Origin of the sequence: Methylomagnum ishizawai (assembly GCF_019670005.1) — a bacterium.
Classification (GTDB): Bacteria; Pseudomonadota; Gammaproteobacteria; order Methylococcales; family Methylococcaceae; genus Methylomagnum; species Methylomagnum ishizawai.
This window is the reverse complement of the sequence record NZ_AP019783.1, coordinates 240,875-259,227: the sequence shown is the minus strand read 5'-3', so window position 1 is coordinate 259,227 and position 18,353 is coordinate 240,875. Positions and strand designations below refer to the sequence as shown.

The window sequence follows — 18,353 nt, the reverse complement described above, 5'->3', positions numbered from 1 at the left end:
CGTGGCCGCCGTGGTTTACAAGATATTCAACTCCGCCCAGATCGCATCCACCCGCCTTTTCACCGCCTCGGTCATCTGGATCGTCGTGCCCCATTCCCGCTGGGTTTCCCCCGGCCATTTGTTGGTGGCGTCGAAACCGGCCTTGGAACCCAGCCCGGATACCGGCGAGGCGAAATCCAGATAATCGATGGGCGTGTTTTCGATCAAGGTGATATCCCGCGCCGGGTCCATACGGGTGGTGATGGCCCAGACCACATCTTGCCAGTTACGGGCGTCCACGTCATCGTCCACTACGATGACGAATTTGGTATACATGAATTGCCTGAGGAAGCCCCACACCCCGAACATCACCCGCTTGGCGTGCCCCGGATATTGCTTTTTCATGCTGACCACCGCCAGACGATAGGAACAGCCCTCGGGCGGCAGGTAGAAATCGACGATTTCCGGATACTGTTTTTGCAGGATGGGCACGAATACCTCGTTCAGCGCCACGCCGAGGACGGCGGGTTCGTCGGGCGGGCGGCCGGTGTAGGTGCTGTGGTAGATGGCGTCGCTGCGCTGGGTGATGCGCTCGATGGTGAACACCGGGAATTCGTCCACCTCGTTGTAATAGCCGGTGTGGTCGCCGAACGGGCCTTCCGGGGCGGTTTCGCCCGGATAAAGGAAGCCTTCCAGCACGATTTCGGCGCTGGCGGGCACTTGCAGGTCGGAGGTCAGGCATTGGGCGACCTCGGTCTTGGAGCCGCGCAGGAGCCCCGCGAAGGCGTATTCCGACAGGCTGTCGGGCACCGGCGTCACCGCGCCCAGGATGGTGGCGGGATCGGCCCCCAAGGCCACGGCGACCGGGAAGGGTTCGCCCGGACGGGCCGCTTGCCAGTCGCGGAAGTCCAATGCGCCGCCGCGATGCGCCAGCCAGCGCATGATGGTTTTATTAGGCGAGATAACCTGTTGGCGGTAGATGCCAAGGTTCTGGCGTTCCTTGTGCGGTCCCTTGGTGACGACCAAGGCCCAGGTGATGAGCGGCCCGGCATCGCCCGGCCAGCAGGTTTGGATGGGATAGCGTCCGAGGTCGATGTCGGAACCGCCCAGCACGATTTCCTGGCAAGGCGGGTGTTTCACCAGCTTGGCCGGCATGTTCAATACCTGCTTGAACAGCGGCAGCTTGTCGAACATGTCGCGGAAACCCTTGGGCGGGTCGGGTTCCTTGAGGAAGGCCAGCAGCCTGCCGACCTCGCGCAGGGCGTCCACCGATTCCTGGCCCATCCCCAGGGCCACCCGGCGCGGTGTCCCGAACAGGTTGCCGAGCAGGCGGTGTTGGCTGCCCTTGGGTTGCTCGAACAAGAGCGCGGGGCCGCCCGCTTTCAAGGTGCGGTCGCAGATTTCGGTGATTTCGAGGTAGGGGTCGGCTTCCAGGCGGATGCGCTTGAGTTCGCCTTGGGCTTCCAGGGCTAGGATGAAGTCGCGGAGGTCGTGGTATTTCATGGCGTCGATGATGGCTGGACGGGATGGGGCATTCTAACGCGCCGTCGCGGCGCTGGGGTCCGGGCATGAAAAAGGCCGCTGAGGGCGGCCTGTGGAAGGTATTTCCGGTGGCGGGTTCAGGCCGCGCCATCCAACAAAGCCAGGAACCCCGCCTCGTCCAAGACCTCGACGCCCAATTCCCGCGCCTTGGCCAGCTTCGAGCCGGGATCGGCCCCGGCGATGACGGCGCGGGTATTTTTGGAGACGCTCCCCGCGACCTTGCCGCCCAGGGCTTGCAGCCTGGCCTTGGCTTCCTCGCGGGATAGGGATTCCAGCGTGCCGGTGACGACGAAGGTTTGGCCCTTGAGCGGCAATTCGGCGGCGGGCGGCAACTCGGGCATCGGTTCCCAGTCTATTCCCGCCGCCAGCAGCGCCGCGACCACTTCCAGGTTATGGGGTTGGCGGAAGAAGGTGTGGATATGGTGGGCGACCGACGGACCCACGTCGGGCACGGTTTGCAGGGTTTCCTCGTCGGCGGCTTGGATGGCGGGGAGTTCGCGGAAATGCGCGGCCAAGGTCTGGGCGGTGACTTCGCCCACCTCGCGTATTCCCAAGGCGTAGAGGAAGCGCGGCAAGCTGGTGTGTTTGCTCTTGTCGAGCGCGGCGACCAGGTTTTCCGCCGATTTGCGGCCCATGCGCTCCAAACCGGCCAGTTCATCGACCTGGAGCCGGTAGAGGTCGGCCACGGTTTTGATGAGACCCTTGTCGAGGATTTGGTCCACCAGCTTGTCGCCCAGGCCGTCGATATCCATGGCCCGGCGCGAGGCGAAATGCTTGATGGCTTCCTTGTGCTGGGCCGGGCAATACAAGCCGCCGCTACAGCGGGCGATGGCCTCGCCTTCGGCGGTTTCCACCTCCGAGCCACATACGGGGCAGTGCGTGGGCAACTCGAACAGCGGGACTTCGGTGTCCCGTAATTCCGGGAGGCTTTTCACCACTTCCGGGATGACATCGCCCGCCCGCCGCACCACCACGGTATCGCCGACCCGGATATCCTTGCGCCGGACTTCGTCGATATTGTGCAAAGTGGCGTTGGTGACGGTGACGCCGCCGACGAACACCGGCTCCAACCGCGCCACCGGGGTCAAGGCACCGGTGCGTCCGACTTGCACCTCGATGGCGGTGACGCGGGTGGTGGCTTCCTCCGCCGGGAATTTATGGGCGATGGCCCAGCGCGGGGCGCGGGCCACGAAACCCAGGGTTTCGCGCTGGTCCAGCCGGTCGATCTTGTAGACCACGCCGTCGATGTCGTAATCCAGCCCGGCCCGCCGCGCCCGCAGATCGCGGTAATAATCGAGGCAGGCCGCGCTGCCCTGGACCACATGCGATTCGGGGTTGACCGGCAAACCCCAGGACTTGAACCGCGCCATCAGTTCGCTTTGGGTGGCGGGCAGTTCGGCGGTGGGATAAGCGCCGTAGCCATAGCAGAAGAAAGCCAGGGGCCGGGCGGCGGTGATCTTGGGGTCGAGCTGGCGCAGGCTCCCGGCGGCGGCGTTGCGCGGGTTGGCGAAGGTTTTTTCGCCCAGCCGCCGCGCCCGTTCGTTCAGTGCCTCGAAACCGGCCTTGGGCATGAACACCTCGCCCCGCGCCTCGAACCGCGCCGGCCAGCCCGCGCCCGCCAAGCGCAGCGGCACCGCGCGGATGGTGCGGACATTGTGGGTGATGTCCTCGCCGGTCTGGCCGTCGCCACGGGTCGCGGCCCGCGCCAGGAGGCCGTTTTCATAGATGAGGCTGACGGCCAGCCCGTCCAGCTTGGGTTCGACCAGATAATCCAGCGCCACCCCGTGCAAGGGCTTTTGCGCCCGCCGCTCGAAATCGGCCACATCCCCGTCGGTGAAGGCGTTGTCCAGCGACAGCATCGGGACTTCGTGGCGGACTTCCGCGAACGCCTTGAGCGGGGCCGAACCCACCCGTTGCGTGGGCGAATCGGGGGTCCGCAGTTCGGGATGGTCGTGTTCCAGCGCGATGAGTTCGCGCATCAAGGCGTCGAATTCGGCGTCTGGAATCACCGGCGCGTCGAACTTGTGATAGCGCTCGTTGTGGAATTCGATCTGTCCGCGCAATTCGGCGGCGCGGTGCCGGGCGGATTCGGGGGTGTTCATGAGTCTTCGCAGGCGTCTTCCAGCAGGCCGCGCATATGGGCGATTTTGTCCTGGGTCAGGGGCTGGCGTTTTTCATCCCACTCGGCCCCGCCCAGCCGGTTCGCCAGCTTGTGGCTGGTGCGGACCAAGTCGTCGAACACCGCGATAGGGTTGGATACCCGGTCGGGCTGGAAGAACAGCACCACGCCGGGGCATTCGAAGGCTTCCATGTTGTCCATCGGGAAGGTGCCGGGTTCGACCAGGCTGGCGACGCTGAACAGGGTTTCCCGGAACTTGCGGTCGTAGCGGTGGAAGATGCCCATGCTGCCGTGGATCAAATCCAGGTCGAGCAGCGCGTCGCGGAGGTCGTCGCCCTGGAAATAGCGCCGCCCGCCGCTCGCCACCACGCTGACCTGGATCAAGACCGGGATCGGGGCGCTGCCGGTGGTTTTCTTGGGTTCCGGTGGGGTTTTCGCGGCGGCTTCGGGTTTGGATTTGGCCGGTGGTGGCTCGGGGGCGGGCTTGGATTCCCCGAAGTCCAACAGATCGTTGTCGAGATCGTCGTCCAGGCCGTAGGCGGCGGGTTCCGGCGCGGCGGGTTTGCGGCCCTTATAGCCCAGGCTTTCGAATTCGTCGTCGTCGGGGTCTTGATAACGGGATTTGGGCGGCGGGGCTTCCTGGCCGGGGTCGTAGCCCAATTCATCGTATTCGCCGCGGCGTTGGAGGAAATCCAGCAGTTTCTGCCGGTGGCGGCCCCAGATATAGATGCCGGCGATCACCAGGAGGCCGATCACCAAGAGGACGATGCGAATAGTATCTCTGTCCATTGGGTTTCCTCGGATGGGAGGTTGGTTATTTATGAAAAGGGTTCCACGATTTCAATCGGTTGGATTGGAACCGCTAATGATCGTCTTCTTGATTCGTATCGATAGCAACTTCATCGAGGTCCGCGCCATGCTTGTTTAAAAGATGGCGCAAATCGCTATAGAAGAAGTGGTCTATGGTCTTGATATGTTTGGAGAGCGTAGGGTCTTCCAACATGCTGGGTCGGATATCACAGTAATATACGCCATCCAGGGAGTTCAATTTGAAAGTATAAGCTTTGAAATGGCCGGGCAAGAATGTAGAGTTAATGCCGTACTTGTTCTCGTGTTTGCTGTTCTTGCGCTGCACATCGTTCAAGAAGATAGCGATGTGCGGGAGATTGGTTTCGGTAAGCTTGTTATATAGGAATTTATCGACAAATATTTTATCGATCCGGTCCTTGCTTGAAGTTTTGACCGATCCGATGATTTTCAATTCGCCCGCTTCGCTGATGAGCAGGTCATGTTGATAATTGGATTTGAATAATTCGGTTCCATCGAAGTCCTTGACTGGGACCCGCACCGTTCCAGAAACACACTCTATTCCCAAATCTAAAATCAATAGCCGTATCAGCCTTTCAAACAGGTCGCCGTTTAGTTTTCTGGCTTGATTCGATTTGCCAGCAGGTAATGCGTCGAGAGTTGCGCCTATGGATTGTTGGATTGTGTAAATAGTGTAAATTATATTATGCCGAAGCGCGGCTGACGGTGTTTCCCGGTTTTTTAGTTTCTCTATCGTATGGAAAAATTGCTCGGTAGCCGATGCGAAGGATTCGGCATCATACATCAACGAGGAATTTAATGGCCTTGTGATGTTGAAATGCCCATCCTGCTTATATTGGAAAAATTGGTAATGGCTTTCGTTCTGAGAAACAATGCGGGCTTGCAGGCCGGTTTCTATGAATTCCAGGTATCGAGTGCAAAATTCAATATAACCGGCTATAGATTGGAAGTGTTTTTTATTGGAGGCGTGTTCTACCAAATTAGAAAGATTCATCGAATAGATTCCCTTCTTTCCGCCGTTTTCCGGTCATGGGAAATCCATTCTTCCTTGCTCATCCGGCGGACGTTTTCCAAGCGTTCGATAGCCCATCGATTGTATTGGGCATCCAGATCACACCCCATCCAACGGCGTTGTAATTGCTCCGCGACCACGACCGTGGTTCCAGAACCGGAAAATGGATCGATGATTAAATCACCTTGGTTGGAGGAAGCCAGGACAAACTTACGCAATAATTCTTCCGGCTTTTGGGTGGGGTGCGGGGTTTTTTCGCCCATCCCGTTGCAAGTGGTGGGAATATCGATCACATCCTTGGGTTTGGCTCCTTTGGGGTGCGGCATCCAGTTTTCGCGGGGTTTGTTGCCGCCTTTGCCGTAGGCGCTGGTTTCGGCTTGTGGATGCGAGGGGTATTTCAGGGTGTGTGCCCCATAAGGTACCCGAACATCGTCGATATTCAGCGTGAATTGGTCTGATTTGCGGAAATGCAGGATGCTTTCATGGGAGCGTCCCCAGTCGTTGCCTAGGTTGGCTTTGTTTTTGTAGTGCCAAATCAACCAACGGCAATGCTTGAAGTATTTGGAAGCTGGGTGTTTTAAATCGGCGAGGATTTCGGAGAAGCCGCAGACATATAGAGCGCCGGTCGGTTTTAGTATCCGCGAGGCTTGGCCAATCCAGCGCATGGACCATTCGATATACTGCTCTTGGCTATCGAAACTGTCCCAGTCGGCCTTTTTGATATTGTAGGGCGGGTCGGCAAACACCAAGTCGATACTGGCCGTTTCCAACGAAGACAGCCACGCGATTGAATCCCCTTGGTAAAGTCGGCCATGGGGATGTTCATATTGCAATTGAAACCCTTGGAGTGACGATACCAGCGTGGTTTCCCGGCCTATTTGTTGTGCCTCGTCGAATCCGGTCAAGGAAAGTTGCTCCATTGCCGCTTTGCCATTGAAAAGCTTATTCACATCGCCGCCATTTCCACCGCCGCATCAATATCCACCGCGACGATCCGAGATACCCCAGGTTCCTTCATGGTCACGCCCGCCAAATGCTGGGCGATTTCCATGGTGGCCTTGTTGTGGGAGATGAACAGGAATTGTACCCGCTCCGACATTTCCTTGACCAACTGGCTGAACCGGCCCACGTTGGCGTCATCCAAGGGCGCGTCCACTTCGTCGAGCAGGCAGAACGGCGCGGGATTCAGCTCGAAAATGGCGAACACCAAGGCCGCCGCCGTCAACGCCTTTTCGCCGCCCGAGAGCAGGTGGATGGAACTATTGCGCTTGCCAGGGGGCCGCGCCATCACGCTGACCCCGGCTTCCAGCAATTCGCGCTCGGTCAGTTCCAAATATGCCTGTCCGCCGCCGAAGAGCTTGGGGAACATGCGCTGCAAACCGGCGTTGATCTGGTCGAAGGTGTCCTTGAAGCGGGCGCGGCATTCCTTGTCGATCTTGTCGATGGCTTCCTTGAGGGTGGCGAGCGATTGGCTCAAGTCCTGGTGCTGCTGGTCGAGGAATTTCATGCGCTCGTCCTGGGCTTGGTATTCCTCCATCGCGGTCAGGTTCACCGCGCCCAGGCGGGAGATTTCTTCCGCCAGTTCGGTGACGCGCTGTTGCCAAGCTTTTTCCTCGGCTTCGGGCGGGAGTCCGGCGATCACTTCGTCCGGGCGGGCGTCGAGTTCCTCGAATTGCTCGCGCACGGTCTGCCAGCGCACTTCGTTGGTGGAGAGTTCGAGCTTGGCCTGTTCCAGCTTTTCCTTGAGCGCCTCCAGGTCGCGCTCGTTCTGGAGGCGGGCTTCGTTGAGGCGGCGGATTTCGGCGCTGGTTTCTTGGTCGCGGCGGCGCAGTTCGTTGAGGTTGCGGTCGGCGGCGGTGCGGCGTTCGATGAGGCGGTCTCGCTCGATTTCCTCGGCTTCGACCGGGGTGGCGGTTTCGGCGAGGCGCTGGCTCAGGGTTTCCAGGCGTTCCAGGGCTTGGCCGTATAAGGATTGCGCCCGCTCCAAATGTTTGAGGGTGAGGTTTTCGTTGGAGGCGAGGCTCTCGCGGCGGCTGTGGAGGGCGTTGCGGCGCTCGCGTTCGGCGCGGAGGGCGGCGTCGGTTTCCTGCAACTGGCTTTCCAGGGCGGCGCGGCGGCTGGCTTGTTCGGTGGCTTTGGGGCCGAGTTCGGCCAGGCGGTCTTCGGCGTCGAGCAGGAGGCCGCGGGCTTCGGCGGTTTCTTCGCCGTTCTCGGCGCGTTGGGCTTCCAGGTCTTCGGTTTCCAATTCCAGTTGGCGCAGGCGCTTGCTGGCTTGTTCGCAGCGGGCTTCGGCGGCGCTGAGTTCGGCCTTGAGCTTCGCGTGTTCGGAGGCGAGGCGGCGTTCGTCGGTTTGCAGGCGTTCGCGTTCTTGCTCGGCGGCGCGGATCGAGGTTTCGGCCTGGGCCAGCGCGTGTTCCAGGGTGAGTGCCTGGGCTTGGCAGTCGTCGCGGCGGGCTTTGAGTTCGCGCAGATCGCGCTCGCGCTTGAGGACGCCGGCTTTGCCGTCGTCGCCTTTGGGCGCGGCCAGCCAGCCGGGGCCGAGCTTGACGCCGTCGGGCGTGACCACCGATTCATGTTCGGCCATGGCTTCGCTCAGGGCGCGGGCGCTGTCCAAATCGTCGGCGCAATACACCGAACCCAACAGCGGCCCGAGATTCCAGGGCGACCGCACCCGGTCCAGCAGGCGGGCGGCTTTCGGCGCGGGGGAGGTTTGGGGGGCGGCGCGGGTTTCGATCAAGCCCAAAGCCTCGTCGCCGATGGCGGCCAGATGCGGCAGATAGGGCGCGGCGGTGGCCACGCACAGGGCTTCGAGATGGGTGCCCAAGACGCTTTCGACGGCGGTTTCCCAGCCGGGGGCCACGTCCAGGTGTTCGGCGAGGCGTCCGGCTTGATCCAAGGCATGTTCGGCCAGCCAGTGTTTCAATCCGGCCCGGTCCTTGCCCATGGCGTGCTGTTGCAGGGTTTCCAGCGAACTGATACGGCCTTGCAGGGCGTGCAGCTCGGCGCGGCGGGCGTTCAGGTCTTCCTGGCATTGCTTGCTGCGGGCGCGGTCGGCTTGGATCGCGCTGTGCAAAGCGGGCAGGCGCGCTTGCAGTTCGGCGCGTTCGGCTTCGAGTTCGGCGGTTTCCTGGCGCAAATCCTCCAAACCTTCGGCCTGGAGCGTGTCTTCCAATTCTTCCCGCTCGTGGTCCAGGCGTTCGCGGCGGGTTTCCAACTGGCGCTGTTGCTGCTCTAGTTGCTTGAGGCGGGCGCGCTGGATTTCGGCTTGGCTGTGCGAGCGCCCGAGTTCGCCGCTGGATTGCTCGAAAGCCAAGCGGGCCGCTTGCAGGGCGTGTTCGGCCTCGGCACGGCGGCTGGCGGCGGCTTGTTCGGCGGCTTGCGTCTGTTCCAGGGATACAGCCACCGCCGCCAGTTCTTCCCGCAAAGCGGCGAGTTGGGCTTGATCCTGGTCGAGATCGCGCAGGGCCAGCGTTTTTTCCGCGCCGAGGCGCTCTTGTTCTTGCAGCAGGTTGTCACGGGTCTGCTTGGCGTGTTGCAGGGCGAGTTCCAGCCGGTTGATTTCGGAGCCGAGTTCGTAGAAGCGGGCTTGTTGCTCGCCGAGTTGGGTTTGCAGGGTGTCGTGCTGGGCGCGTTGCAATTCCAAGGTTTCGGCCAGGGCGTGGCCCGCGCCGTACAACTCGCGGAAGCGGGTTTCGTAACCGGCCAACGTGGCTTTGAGGCTCTGGCCCTGTTGGTCGTATTTGAGCCAGCGCAGGGCCAGGAGTTGTTGTTTGTGGCGGCGTTCCTCGTCGCGCAGGGCGAGGTATTTTTCGGCCTTCTTGGTCTGGCGCTTGAGGCTTTCCAGTTGCTTCGCCACTTCGTCGCGCACGTCCATGAGGCGGTCGAGGTTTTCCTGGGTGTGGCCCATGCGCAGTTCGGTTTCATGGCGGCGCTCCTTGTATTTGGAGATACCGGCGGCTTCCTCGATCAGGGAGCGCAGTTCGTCGGGCTTGGCTTCGATCAGGCGGGAGATGGTGCCTTGTTCGATGATGGCGTAGCTGCGCGAACCGAGGCCGGTGCCTAGGAATAGATCGGTGATGTCCTTGCGGCGGCAGCGCGAGCCATTGAGGAAGTAGACCGATTGGCCGTCGCGGGTGACTTGGCGCTTGATGGAAATTTGCGGGTATTTGGCGAATTCGCCGGGGGCTTTGCCTTCACCGTTGTCGAACACCAGTTCCACGAAGGCCATGCCCACCGGCTTGCGGCTGGAAGAGCCGTTGAAGATCACATCGGCCATGGTGTCGCCGCGCAGGTGCTTGGCCGAGCTTTCGCCCATGACCCAGCGCACGGCGTCGATGATGTTGGACTTGCCGCAGCCGTTGGGACCGACGATGCCGACCAGGTTGCCGGGCAGCGGGAGGGTGGTGGGATCGACGAAGGATTTGAAGCCCGCGAGTTTGATTTTTTCGAGGCGCATCGGCTATCGCGGGCCGGGCGGTGCCCGGAAGGGGGGGAGGGGTCGGGATAACAAGGGCGTGGGCGTGGTCGGATGGTTTGCGGAAAATGGCCCGGCTATTATAACCGGCTAATCCGCAAGGCGTTCTTCATCCTGGCGGGCTTGTTTCCCGCCTTTTTAGCCATTCAGAGCCATGTCCACACTACCCAGCAAAGCGCTAGAAACCTTCGACAATCCCCAACCGGGCCGCGATTACACCATCCGCATCGATGTCCCCGAATTCACCTGCCTGTGCCCCAAGACCGGCCAGCCGGATTTCGCCACCCTCCTGCTCGAATACGTGCCGGACCAGTTGTGCGTGGAACTGAAGTCCTTGAAGCTCTACGCCTGGTCGTTCCGCGACGAGGGCGCGTTCCACGAGGCCGTGACCAACCGCATCCTGGACGATCTGGTCGAAGCGACCCGGCCCCGCTTCATGCGCCTGACCGCGAAGTTCAACGTGCGGGGCGGGATTTATACGACGGTGGTAGCGGAACATCGCGATCCGGCTTGGGTCGCGCCTGTGGTGGTGGCGTTGCCGTAGGGGTTTTTATTTGGATGCAGGAGCGGACTTTCGCCTGGCTCTACCGCTACCGCCGCCTCAGCGAGGACTACGAGGTCCAGACCGCCGCTAGCGAGGCATTCATCCACATCGCGATGATCAGACGACTCGACCGATAAGGACTTTTAAAACACGCTCTTACATCCAATCCTTGGCCTTCTTGCGCACCTGTTCGTAGAAGCCGTCCATCGCCTCGACGAAGGACAATTCCTTATCCCAGAACGGCGGATAATCCCCGCCCTTGCGGATCAGGATGCCGGATAAAGCGGCGGGCGGCGGCGATTCCACCCCCTGCGGCAAGCGCTTGGCTCCGCGCCAGAAATCCCTGGGCGACACCGTGGCGGGCAGGGCCACCGGCTCCGGGCGGTGGAAGAAGGCGCGGGCGGGTTCGGGTTCCCCTAGGTTCTCGGTCAGCGCCGCCGCCAGGGCCGCGCCCAAAGGCGTGGCCTTGAGCCGCAGCGCCAAGTCGGCGCGGGACAGCCCGCGCAGTTCGAACAGCAGGAAAGGGTCGTGGTCCAGCTTGGCCGCCAGGAGGTGATACAGCGCGGCGACATGCTTGCAAGGCTTCTCGGCGTCCGGACAGGAACACGCGGCGGCGACATCCTTGCGGCCCTGGGGTAGGAGCGACAGCCCGAGTCCGGCCAGGGGCCGCTCGATCTCGTCCGGCATCTCGTTGAACAACAAACGGCAGACGAATCCGGCTTTGCCGCCGATCTGGCCGATGGCCTCGTTCCAGGCCGCGTCGGGGATGGGCGTGAACTCGACCAGGGTCCGATAGACCGGCTCTTCGTAGACGCCATAGTACGGACTGGCTTGTCCCTTCACTTTCGCCTCGACCCGGCTGCCACGGATGCCCCATTCGGCGATGCGCTGGGTGGCGGCATACTGCCGGCCCCGCGCCAAACGCCCGCTTTCGGTGAAGGTTTCCAAGCCTTCGAGGAAACGCCGACCCCACCACGTCTTGCCCTGCTTGGTCGTCATGGCTTAGCGGCCCCAACGCAAGGCCGGGGTGTGTACCGGCGCGTCCCAATGGGCGAGGATTTCGTCGTCCAGCAAGCACAGCGTGAGCGAAGCCCCGGCCATGTCCAGCGAGGTGACGTAATTGCCGACCAGGGAGCGTTCCACCGCGACGCCCCGTTCCGCCAGCCCACGCGCCGCCGCGTGGTAGAGCAAATACAGTTCCATCAAGGGCGTGCCGCCGAAGCCATTCACCAACAGCAAGGCCCGGCTGCCGGGTTCCGGTTTCAGGTCTTCGATGAGGGCGGCGAGCACATCGCCGACGATGGCATCCGCCGGGCGCAGCGCTTCGCGGCGGCGGCCCGGTTCGCCGTGGATGCCAACGCCCATTTCCAGTTCGTCCGGGCCGATGTCGAAGGTGGGCCGACCCGCCGCCGGCACGGTGCCGCTGGTCAAGGCCACGCCCATGGAGGCGGTGCGGCGGTTCACCTTCTCGCCCAAGGCTTGGCAGGCGGCCAGATCGGCCCCGGTTTCGGCGAGGCTCCCGACCACCTTCTCCACGATCAAGGTGCCGGCCACGCCGCGGCGTCCGCTGGTGTAGGTGGAATCCTCGACCGCCACATCGTCGCTGGTCAACACGGTGGCGTGGTCGAAGGGCAGCAGTTCCGCCGCCATCTCGAAATTCATCACATCGCCCGCGTAGTTCTTGACGATGAACAACACGCCCCGGCCCGCTTCGACCGCTTCGGCGGCGGCGAGCATCTGGTCCGGGGTCGGCGAGGTGAACACATGGCCGGGACAGGCCGCGTCCAGCATCCCATAACCCACGAAACCGCCGTGCAAAGGCTCGTGGCCGGAGCCGCCGCCCGAGATGATCGCGACCTTGTTTTGGGCTTTTTGCGCCCGGCACAGGTAATGCGGATCGAGTTGGAGCCGGACCAGATCGGCATGGGCCGCCGCGAAACCGGACAGGCTCTCGACCAAAACGTCGTCCACCGCGTTGATAAATTTCTTCATGGGCTGGGGTTCCTGATGGAGGGGATGGGATTTCAAGTCGAGGCCAAATCGCACACGGTGCAGATCATGACTTGGCTGGTCTTGGCCCCCGGATCGATATGGCCGATGGCGCGTTCGCCCAGGAAGGCGGCGCGGCCCTTGCTGGCGATCATATCGCGGGTGGATTCCATGCCTTGCACGGCCTCGCGCTTGAGTTCGGCGCACAGCGCGGCGGGCTCGGTGCCCGCCTCCGCCAAACGGGTGAAGCAGCGCGACACCGGGATCAGCACGTCCAGCATGGTCTTCTCGCCCAGATCGGCCTTGCCCCGGCTCTGGATGGCCGCGACCCCGGCGGCGAAAGCGGCGGCGATCTGCGGCCAGCCGTCCGCGCCCCGCTCTTGCATTGTTTTCGCCATCGCCAGGAAAAAGCTGGCGATCAACGGCCCCGAAGCCCCGCCGATGCTGGACAGCAGCTTCATGCCGATCTTCTGCAAGGCGGCGTCCGGCGCGAGCGCGGCCAGTTCGTCGCGCATCGCGACCACGACCGCCGCCCCGCGCTTCATATTGATGAAATGGTCGCCATCGCCGATGGCGCGGTCCAGCGCTTCGATATCGGCTTCGTGAGCCAGGAGGGCGGCTTGGATGGCCTCGGCGGCGCGGAGGATGGATTCGGTGTTCATGGGCTTACCCGTGCTGATGGACGATGTCGGATCGACGGTATTCTACCCGCCCGCTATTCCAACACCGCCATCCGGTTCAAGGCGATCAACTCGCGGAAGGTCTCGTTATCTAAGCGGCTGAGCCAGGATTCGTCGTTGCCGACGATGAGCGAGGCCACTTCCTTCTTTTCCTCGATCAGGCGGTCGATGCGCTCCTCCAAGGTGCCGAGCGTGATGAACTTGTGGACGAACACGTTCTTTTGCTGGCCGATACGGAAGGCGCGGTCGGTGGCCTGGTCCTCCACCGCCGGATTCCACCAGCGGTCGAAATGGAACACATGGTTGGCCTTGGTCAGGGTGATGCCCACCCCGCCCGCCCGCAGCGACAGCACGAACACGGCGGGGCCGGTGTCGGGATTCTGGAACTCGGCGATCATGCGCTCGCGCTTGGCGGCGGGCACCGCGCCGTGCAGGTAATAGATCGGGCAATCCAGCGCCTCGGCCAGATACTTTTCCAGGCGCTCGCCGATTTCGGCGAATTGGGTGAACACCAGGGCGCTTTCGCCTTCGCCGACCACATCGCCCAGCATATCCCGGAGCCGTTCCAGCTTGGGCGAGCGCAGCGGGCTGAACGGGCTGCCATCGCGCAGGAACTGGGTCGGATGGTTGCAGATTTGCTTGAGCCGGGTCAGGGTGGAGAGGATCAAGCCCTGGCGGTTGAAGCCCTCGGCCTCGTTCAAATGGCGTTCCACGTCGCGCACCACGGCTTCGTACAGCGAAGCCTGTTCCCGGCACAGGTTGCAGAACTGGCGGTTTTCCAGCTTGTCGGGCAGGTCGCGCATGATATCGGGATCGGTCTTGACCCGGCGCAGCACGAACGGCTCGATCAGCCGCTTGAGGGTTTCGGCGGAGCGCGGGTCGTTGTCGCGCTGGATCGGGAGTTCGTAGCGCTGGCGGAAATGCGATTGCCGCCCGAGATAGCCCGGATTGAGGAAATTGAAGATCGACCATAGGTCGAGCAGGCGGTTTTCGACCGGGGTGCCGGTCAGGGCCAAGCGATGCTCGGCGTTGAACTTCAGCACGGCCTTGGTCTGGGCCGAAAGCGGGTTTTTGATGTTCTGGGCCTCGTCCAGCACCACCCGCTTCCAGGCGATGGGGGCCAGCACTTTTTCGTCCTTGCGGGCCAGGGCGTAGGAGGTGATGACCACGTCGTGGTCCAGGCAGATGGCTTGGAACTTGGCCGCGTCGCGCAGCCGGACCGTGCCGTGGTGGATGAAGGCACGGAGTCCCGGCGTGAAGCGCTCGATCTCCCGTTTCCAGTTGCCGATGACCGAAGTCGGCGCGACCAGCAGGGTCGGCGCGACCTTAGCGCCGCCGACCCGCTCCTCGGCCAGCCGGGCCAAGACCTGGATGGTCTTGCCCAGGCCCATGTCGTCGGCGAGGCAGCCGTTCAGCCCCAGGCTTTCCAGGAAGGCGATCCAGGCCAGGCCGCGGCGCTGATAATCGCGCAGGGCCGCGCCGAAACCGGGCGGATCGGCCGCCGGCTGCAAGCGGCTGTGGTCCCTGAGCTTGTCCAGCATCTCGGCCAGGTTGTCGCGGGCCTCGATCTCGAAGAAATCCTCGTCCTCCGCCGCCTTCCGCATCAGGTCGGGGAGGCTCATGCCGTTGTCGCCCTGCTGGTGACGGCGCCAGAAGTCCAACATTTCGCGCATCTTGTCGCGGTCCAGGGCCAACCAACGGCCCCGGAACCGCACCAAGGGCGACTTGCTCTCGACCAAGCTTTGCCATTCCTGCTCGTCGAGGACTTCGTCGCCCAGGGCCAGGTCGTAGCGGTAGGCGATGAGGCTGCTCACGTCGAGCGCATCGCGCCGCCCGCTGCCGGTGGGATGCTTGCCCCCGGCGCGGAGCCGGACCTTGGCCCGGCGGCGGCCCTGCGGCGTCCACCACGCGGGCACCAGCACCATGAACCCGGCATCCTCCAACACCCACGCCCCTTCGTGCAGGAAGGCGAAGGCGTCTTCCAAGCCCAAGGCGATGCCCCAAGGCCGGGCCTCGTCCAAACCTTCCCACAGCGGCGGATAAATCCGCGCGGCCTGCCCCAAAGCCAGCAAGAGTTTTTTGTCCAGATCGCCGCCGCACAGAAGGCCGAACGCCCGCTGGGCTTTCTGGTCCATGCGCCAATATTCGGCCAAGGACACTTGCCGGGAAGGCTCCCGGCGCGGGGCGACCAAGAGTTCCAGCCGCCACGCCCCGCGCTCGCCGAAGGCTTCGTGCAATTGCAGCACCAGGGTGAAACCGGACTCCTCGCGCCGTGCCGCCAGTTTGCCGCGCCACGCCTGCCACTGGCGGTACAGCGTCACCGGCTCGCCGGCCTTCCACGGCACGGGTTCGCCCTCGGTCACACAGGCTTCGAGCAAAGTGCCGCGCAGGCCGCGCTCCAAGGCCGAACCTTCCGCCGCCTGGGCCACCAGGCGTTTCACCAAGACCTCGGCGCAATGCCGTAGCAGGCCGGTTTTCTCATACATCGCCCCGCCGACGATGGCGCAGGCGTCCGGCATCCTGTGGGCGGCTTCGTGGATCAGCCGTTCGTAGTCGTCGGAGACGATCTCCCAACCGGCGTACAACTCGCGCCCGCCCTCGGGCGACACCCGGTAGACCAGGGCCGGGATATAGCGGTCGCGCAGGATCACCGCCTTCAGCGACTGGGTGAAATAATGCCAGAACAGCAGGTCGCCGCCGGGCTTGGCCTCGGGACCATGGTAATAGGCCAGGAAGCGCAGTTCGCCCAGTTGGCGGATGGGGCGGGTCAGGCGGTAGGCGTCCAGCTCCCACAGTTCGAGCGCGGCGGGGGGCGGCTCCTCGTCGCCGCCATGCTCGAACTCGGGCGCGGGTATCGGCAGTCCCTCCGCCGTGGGCAGGGACAGGCCGCGGGCCAGGAAATGGAAGCGCCGTTCATAAGAGGAAATCGTCAACCCCAGGGGATTTTCCAGGAAGGCGATGAGTTCGGTCTTGGGCAGATGGCGGGGATGGCGGCGTCCACCCCGCGCCGCGCCCGCCCCACCCTGTTCCGCCCAGAGCCAAAAATCGCCCGCCTGGACGAAGCTTTCGCCGGATTCGGGAATCCATGCGCAATGCAATACCTTCATGTCGCGTGTTTATTAACGGAGCGCAAAACGGGCTATTTTAGCGGTTCGGGGCGGGCCGTGAACGGTTTTGCCGCGCTTGACAGCGATTCCCCGCGCCGCCATCGTGTTTCCCAACCCCGCGCCCACGCGCCCAACCCATGCGACCCCCTTATGTGCCTAGCCATCCCCGGACAAATCCTCAGCCTCCCCGCAACCCCCGAGCAACCGGGCCGCGTCAACTTCGGCGGCATCGTCAAGGAAACCAGCCTCGCCTTCGTGCCGGAGGCCCAGGTCGGCGATTACGTGATCGTCCATGCCGGCTTCGCCATTTCCCGGCTCGACGAGGCCGAGGCGGCGGAAGCCCTGGCCGAATTCGCCGCGCTCGCGGCCCTGCACGCGGACGAGGCCGAGCTTCCATGAAACATCTCGCCGAATACCGCAATCCCGACACCGCCAAGAAACTCACCGAACACATCGCCGCCCTGGTCACGCGGCCCTGGACGCTCATGGAAATCTGCGGCGGGCAAACCCATTCCATCATGAAATACGGCCTGGACCGGCTGTTGCCGGAACAAGTGGAACTGATCCACGGTCCCGGCTGCCCGGTCTGCGTCACCCCGCTGGAATGCATCGACAAGGCCATCGCCATCGCCCAGCGGCCCGAGGCCATCCTCTGTTCGTTCGGCGATATGCTCCGGGTGCCGGGTTCGGAGCGTGATTTATTGGCGGTGAAGGCGGCGGGCGGCGATGTGCGGACGGTCTATTCGCCCTTGGACGCCGTGAAGACCGCCCGCGACCATCCACGGCGGCAGGTGGTGTTCTTCGCGGTCGGTTTCGAGACCACCGCGCCCGCCGCCGCCATGGCGGCGTTCCAGGCCAAGCGGGAAGGGCTCGCCAATTTCTCGCTCCTGGTCAGCCATGTGCGGGTGCCGCCCGCGATGGAAGCCCTGCTCGGCGCGCCCAACAACCGGGTGCAGGGCTTCCTGGCGGCGGGCCATGTCTGCACGGTGATGGGCTATACCGAATACGAACCCCTGGCCCGGCGCTATAAGATTCCCATCGTGGTGACCGGCTTCGAGCCGGTGGACATCCTGAGCGGCATCCATCGCTGCCTCAAGCAATTGGAGGAAGGCCGCCACGAGGTCGAGAACGAATACCGCCGTTCGGTGCGGCGCGAAGGCAATCAGCCCGCCCAAGCCTTGTTGGCCCAGGTGTTCCGGGTGATCGACCGGCCTTGGCGGGGCTTGGGGGTGATTCCGGCCAGCGGTCTGGGCCTCAGCCCGGAATACGCCGATTTCGATGCCGAGAACCGCTTCGAGGTGGGCGGGGTGTCCGCGCCGGAACCCGCCGAATGCCGCAGCGGCCTGGTGCTGCAAGGGGCGCTGAAACCCGACCGCTGCCCGGCCTTCGGCACCCGCTGCACCCCGGAACATCCCTTGGGCGCGACCATGGTGTCTTCGGAAGGGGCGTGCGCGGCGTATTACCGCTACCGCCACGCCGCCCACGCCTAACCGCTTTTGGAGTGCGGGGCTTACCCTGCAGGACGGCTTAGCGCAGGGCAAGCCTCGCACTCCAAAGCCACCGTGGTCATCCATATCCGTTATGCTTACCGGCCCTTTCAACCCCATCCGGCGGAATCCACACATGAACCCTCCGCAGCCCTTTTTGTTCCGAGCCCTGAATTTCGCCTTGCCGCTGGCCCTGCTGGCGGGTTGCGCCTCCCAGCCGCACCAAACCCTGCCCACCGAATACCGCCGCGACGCCCAGAACTGCCGCGCCCAAAGCGCCAAGCACGTCGAAGTCCGCATGAACATGGCGGGGATCGCCACCCAGGAACTCGACGGCGGCATGGACGAGGACCAATACCTCGCCTGTATGCAGAAACTCGGCTGGAAGCAGGACGAAAGCACCGATCCCTTGCTCAAGGCCATCGCCAAATGCCAAGCCCAGTCCGAACGCCCCCTGCAAGCCACCCCGGAAACCGGCGGCACCAAACTCAGCGGCAGCCTGGATCGCAACGCTTTCCGCCAATGCCTCAAGCAACGCGGCTTCGAAGGCGATGTCACCATCGGACCCGTGACCCCCGCCAATCCCCAATAA

14 protein-coding genes are annotated in these 18,353 nt (G+C 63.2%); 4 read left to right on the top strand and 10 right to left on the bottom strand.

The features are described from left to right. Window positions 1-15: 15 nt before the first annotated feature. From ubiD to smc, 6 genes are all read right to left on the bottom strand, one after another. Window positions 16-1,482, bottom strand: coding sequence for a 4-hydroxy-3-polyprenylbenzoate decarboxylase (ubiD, locus tag K5658_RS01075; RefSeq protein ID WP_221065161.1), 1,467 nt, complete (start codon window positions 1,480-1,482; stop codon window positions 16-18). Between the two features lie 116 nt (window positions 1,483-1,598). Next, window positions 1,599-3,623, bottom strand: a complete 2,025-nt coding sequence (ligA, locus tag K5658_RS01070; RefSeq protein WP_221065160.1) for an NAD-dependent DNA ligase LigA — start codon at window positions 3,621-3,623, stop codon at window positions 1,599-1,601. Further along, window positions 3,620-4,429: a cell division protein ZipA gene (locus K5658_RS01065; protein ID WP_221065159.1), complete on the bottom strand. Its 810-nt coding sequence runs from the start codon at window positions 4,427-4,429 to the stop codon at window positions 3,620-3,622. Before K5658_RS01065 ends, ligA begins: the two co-directional genes overlap by 4 nt. Window positions 4,430-4,502: 73 nt before the next feature. Then, entirely contained in the window at window positions 4,503-5,462 is a 960-nt protein-coding gene (locus K5658_RS01060; RefSeq protein WP_221065158.1) for a hypothetical protein, read from the bottom strand. Next, window positions 5,459-6,430 carry a DNA-methyltransferase gene (locus tag K5658_RS01055; protein ID WP_221065157.1) on the bottom strand — a complete coding sequence of 324 codons (972 nt, stop codon included), beginning with the start codon at window positions 6,428-6,430 and terminating at the stop codon, window positions 5,459-5,461. The genes K5658_RS01060 and K5658_RS01055 overlap by 4 nt, the downstream gene beginning before the upstream one ends. Continuing rightward, window positions 6,427-9,936, bottom strand: coding sequence for a chromosome segregation protein SMC (gene smc, locus K5658_RS01050; RefSeq protein WP_221065156.1), 3,510 nt, complete (start codon window positions 9,934-9,936; stop codon window positions 6,427-6,429). The genes K5658_RS01055 and smc overlap by 4 nt, the downstream gene beginning before the upstream one ends. Window positions 9,937-10,108: 172 nt before the next feature. On the opposite strand from smc, the gene queF reads away from it, so the two are divergent. Continuing rightward, window positions 10,109-10,498 carry a preQ(1) synthase gene (gene queF, locus K5658_RS01045; protein WP_221065154.1) on the top strand — a complete coding sequence of 130 codons (390 nt, stop codon included), beginning with the start codon at window positions 10,109-10,111 and terminating at the stop codon, window positions 10,496-10,498. A 156-nt stretch (window positions 10,499-10,654) separates the two neighbouring features. Here queF and K5658_RS01040 read toward each other — a convergent pair whose 3' ends face one another. From K5658_RS01040 to K5658_RS01025, 4 genes are read right to left on the bottom strand one after another with little or no spacing between them, the layout of a single operon-like run. Further along, window positions 10,655-11,497, bottom strand: coding sequence for an SWIM zinc finger family protein (locus K5658_RS01040; RefSeq protein ID WP_221065152.1), 843 nt, complete (start codon window positions 11,495-11,497; stop codon window positions 10,655-10,657). A 3-nt stretch (window positions 11,498-11,500) separates the two neighbouring features. Further along, entirely contained in the window at window positions 11,501-12,490 is a 990-nt protein-coding gene (gene dhaK, locus K5658_RS01035; RefSeq protein ID WP_221065150.1) for a dihydroxyacetone kinase subunit DhaK, read from the bottom strand. Window positions 12,491-12,522: 32 nt separating this feature from the next. Then, window positions 12,523-13,149 (bottom strand): dihydroxyacetone kinase subunit DhaL, encoded by a 627-nt coding sequence (gene dhaL / locus K5658_RS01030; RefSeq protein ID WP_221065148.1) that lies wholly within the window; start codon window positions 13,147-13,149, stop codon window positions 12,523-12,525. A 53-nt stretch (window positions 13,150-13,202) separates the two neighbouring features. Then, on the bottom strand, window positions 13,203-16,274 hold the full coding sequence (locus tag K5658_RS01025) for a DEAD/DEAH box helicase (protein ID WP_221065146.1): 3,072 nt from the start codon (window positions 16,272-16,274) through the stop codon (window positions 13,203-13,205). 150 nt (window positions 16,275-16,424) lie between these two features. Here K5658_RS01025 and K5658_RS01020 point away from each other — a divergent pair, with 150 nt between their 5' ends. The 3 genes from K5658_RS01020 (at window position 16,425) to K5658_RS01010 (ending at window position 18,353) form a co-directional block, all read left to right on the top strand. Then, a complete protein-coding gene (locus K5658_RS01020) occupies window positions 16,425-16,673 on the top strand; it encodes a HypC/HybG/HupF family hydrogenase formation chaperone (protein WP_221065145.1) in 249 nt (82 codons plus the stop codon). Then, window positions 16,670-17,764, top strand: coding sequence for a hydrogenase formation protein HypD (gene hypD, locus K5658_RS01015; RefSeq protein WP_221065143.1), 1,095 nt, complete (start codon window positions 16,670-16,672; stop codon window positions 17,762-17,764). The genes K5658_RS01020 and hypD overlap by 4 nt, the downstream gene beginning before the upstream one ends. A 133-nt stretch (window positions 17,765-17,897) precedes the next feature. Next, window positions 17,898-18,353, top strand: a complete 456-nt coding sequence (locus K5658_RS01010; protein ID WP_221065142.1) for a hypothetical protein — start codon at window positions 17,898-17,900, stop codon at window positions 18,351-18,353.

What these genes read in the sequence shown, in the direction of transcription:
- ubiD (WP_221065161.1), bottom strand. Translation starts at nt 1,482, where the DNA reads ATGAAATACCACGACCTCCGCGACTTCATCCTAGCCCTGGAAGCCCAA.
- ligA (WP_221065160.1), bottom strand. Translation starts at nt 3,623, where the DNA reads ATGAACACCCCCGAATCCGCCCGGCACCGCGCCGCCGAATTGCGCGGA.
- K5658_RS01065 (WP_221065159.1), bottom strand. Translation starts at nt 4,429, where the DNA reads ATGGACAGAGATACTATTCGCATCGTCCTCTTGGTGATCGGCCTCCTG.
- K5658_RS01060 (WP_221065158.1), bottom strand. Translation starts at nt 5,462, where the DNA reads ATGAATCTTTCTAATTTGGTAGAACACGCCTCCAATAAAAAACACTTC.
- smc (WP_221065156.1), bottom strand. Translation starts at nt 9,936, where the DNA reads ATGCGCCTCGAAAAAATCAAACTCGCGGGCTTCAAATCCTTCGTCGAT.
- queF (WP_221065154.1), top strand. Translation starts at nt 10,109, where the DNA reads ATGTCCACACTACCCAGCAAAGCGCTAGAAACCTTCGACAATCCCCAA.
- K5658_RS01040 (WP_221065152.1), bottom strand. Translation starts at nt 11,497, where the DNA reads ATGACGACCAAGCAGGGCAAGACGTGGTGGGGTCGGCGTTTCCTCGAA.
- dhaK (WP_221065150.1), bottom strand. Translation starts at nt 12,490, where the DNA reads ATGAAGAAATTTATCAACGCGGTGGACGACGTTTTGGTCGAGAGCCTG.
- dhaL (WP_221065148.1), bottom strand. Translation starts at nt 13,149, where the DNA reads ATGAACACCGAATCCATCCTCCGCGCCGCCGAGGCCATCCAAGCCGCC.
- K5658_RS01025 (WP_221065146.1), bottom strand. Translation starts at nt 16,274, where the DNA reads ATGAAGGTATTGCATTGCGCATGGATTCCCGAATCCGGCGAAAGCTTC.
- K5658_RS01020 (WP_221065145.1), top strand. Translation starts at nt 16,425, where the DNA reads ATGTGCCTAGCCATCCCCGGACAAATCCTCAGCCTCCCCGCAACCCCC.
- hypD (WP_221065143.1), top strand. Translation starts at nt 16,670, where the DNA reads ATGAAACATCTCGCCGAATACCGCAATCCCGACACCGCCAAGAAACTC.
- K5658_RS01010 (WP_221065142.1), top strand. Translation starts at nt 17,898, where the DNA reads ATGAACCCTCCGCAGCCCTTTTTGTTCCGAGCCCTGAATTTCGCCTTG.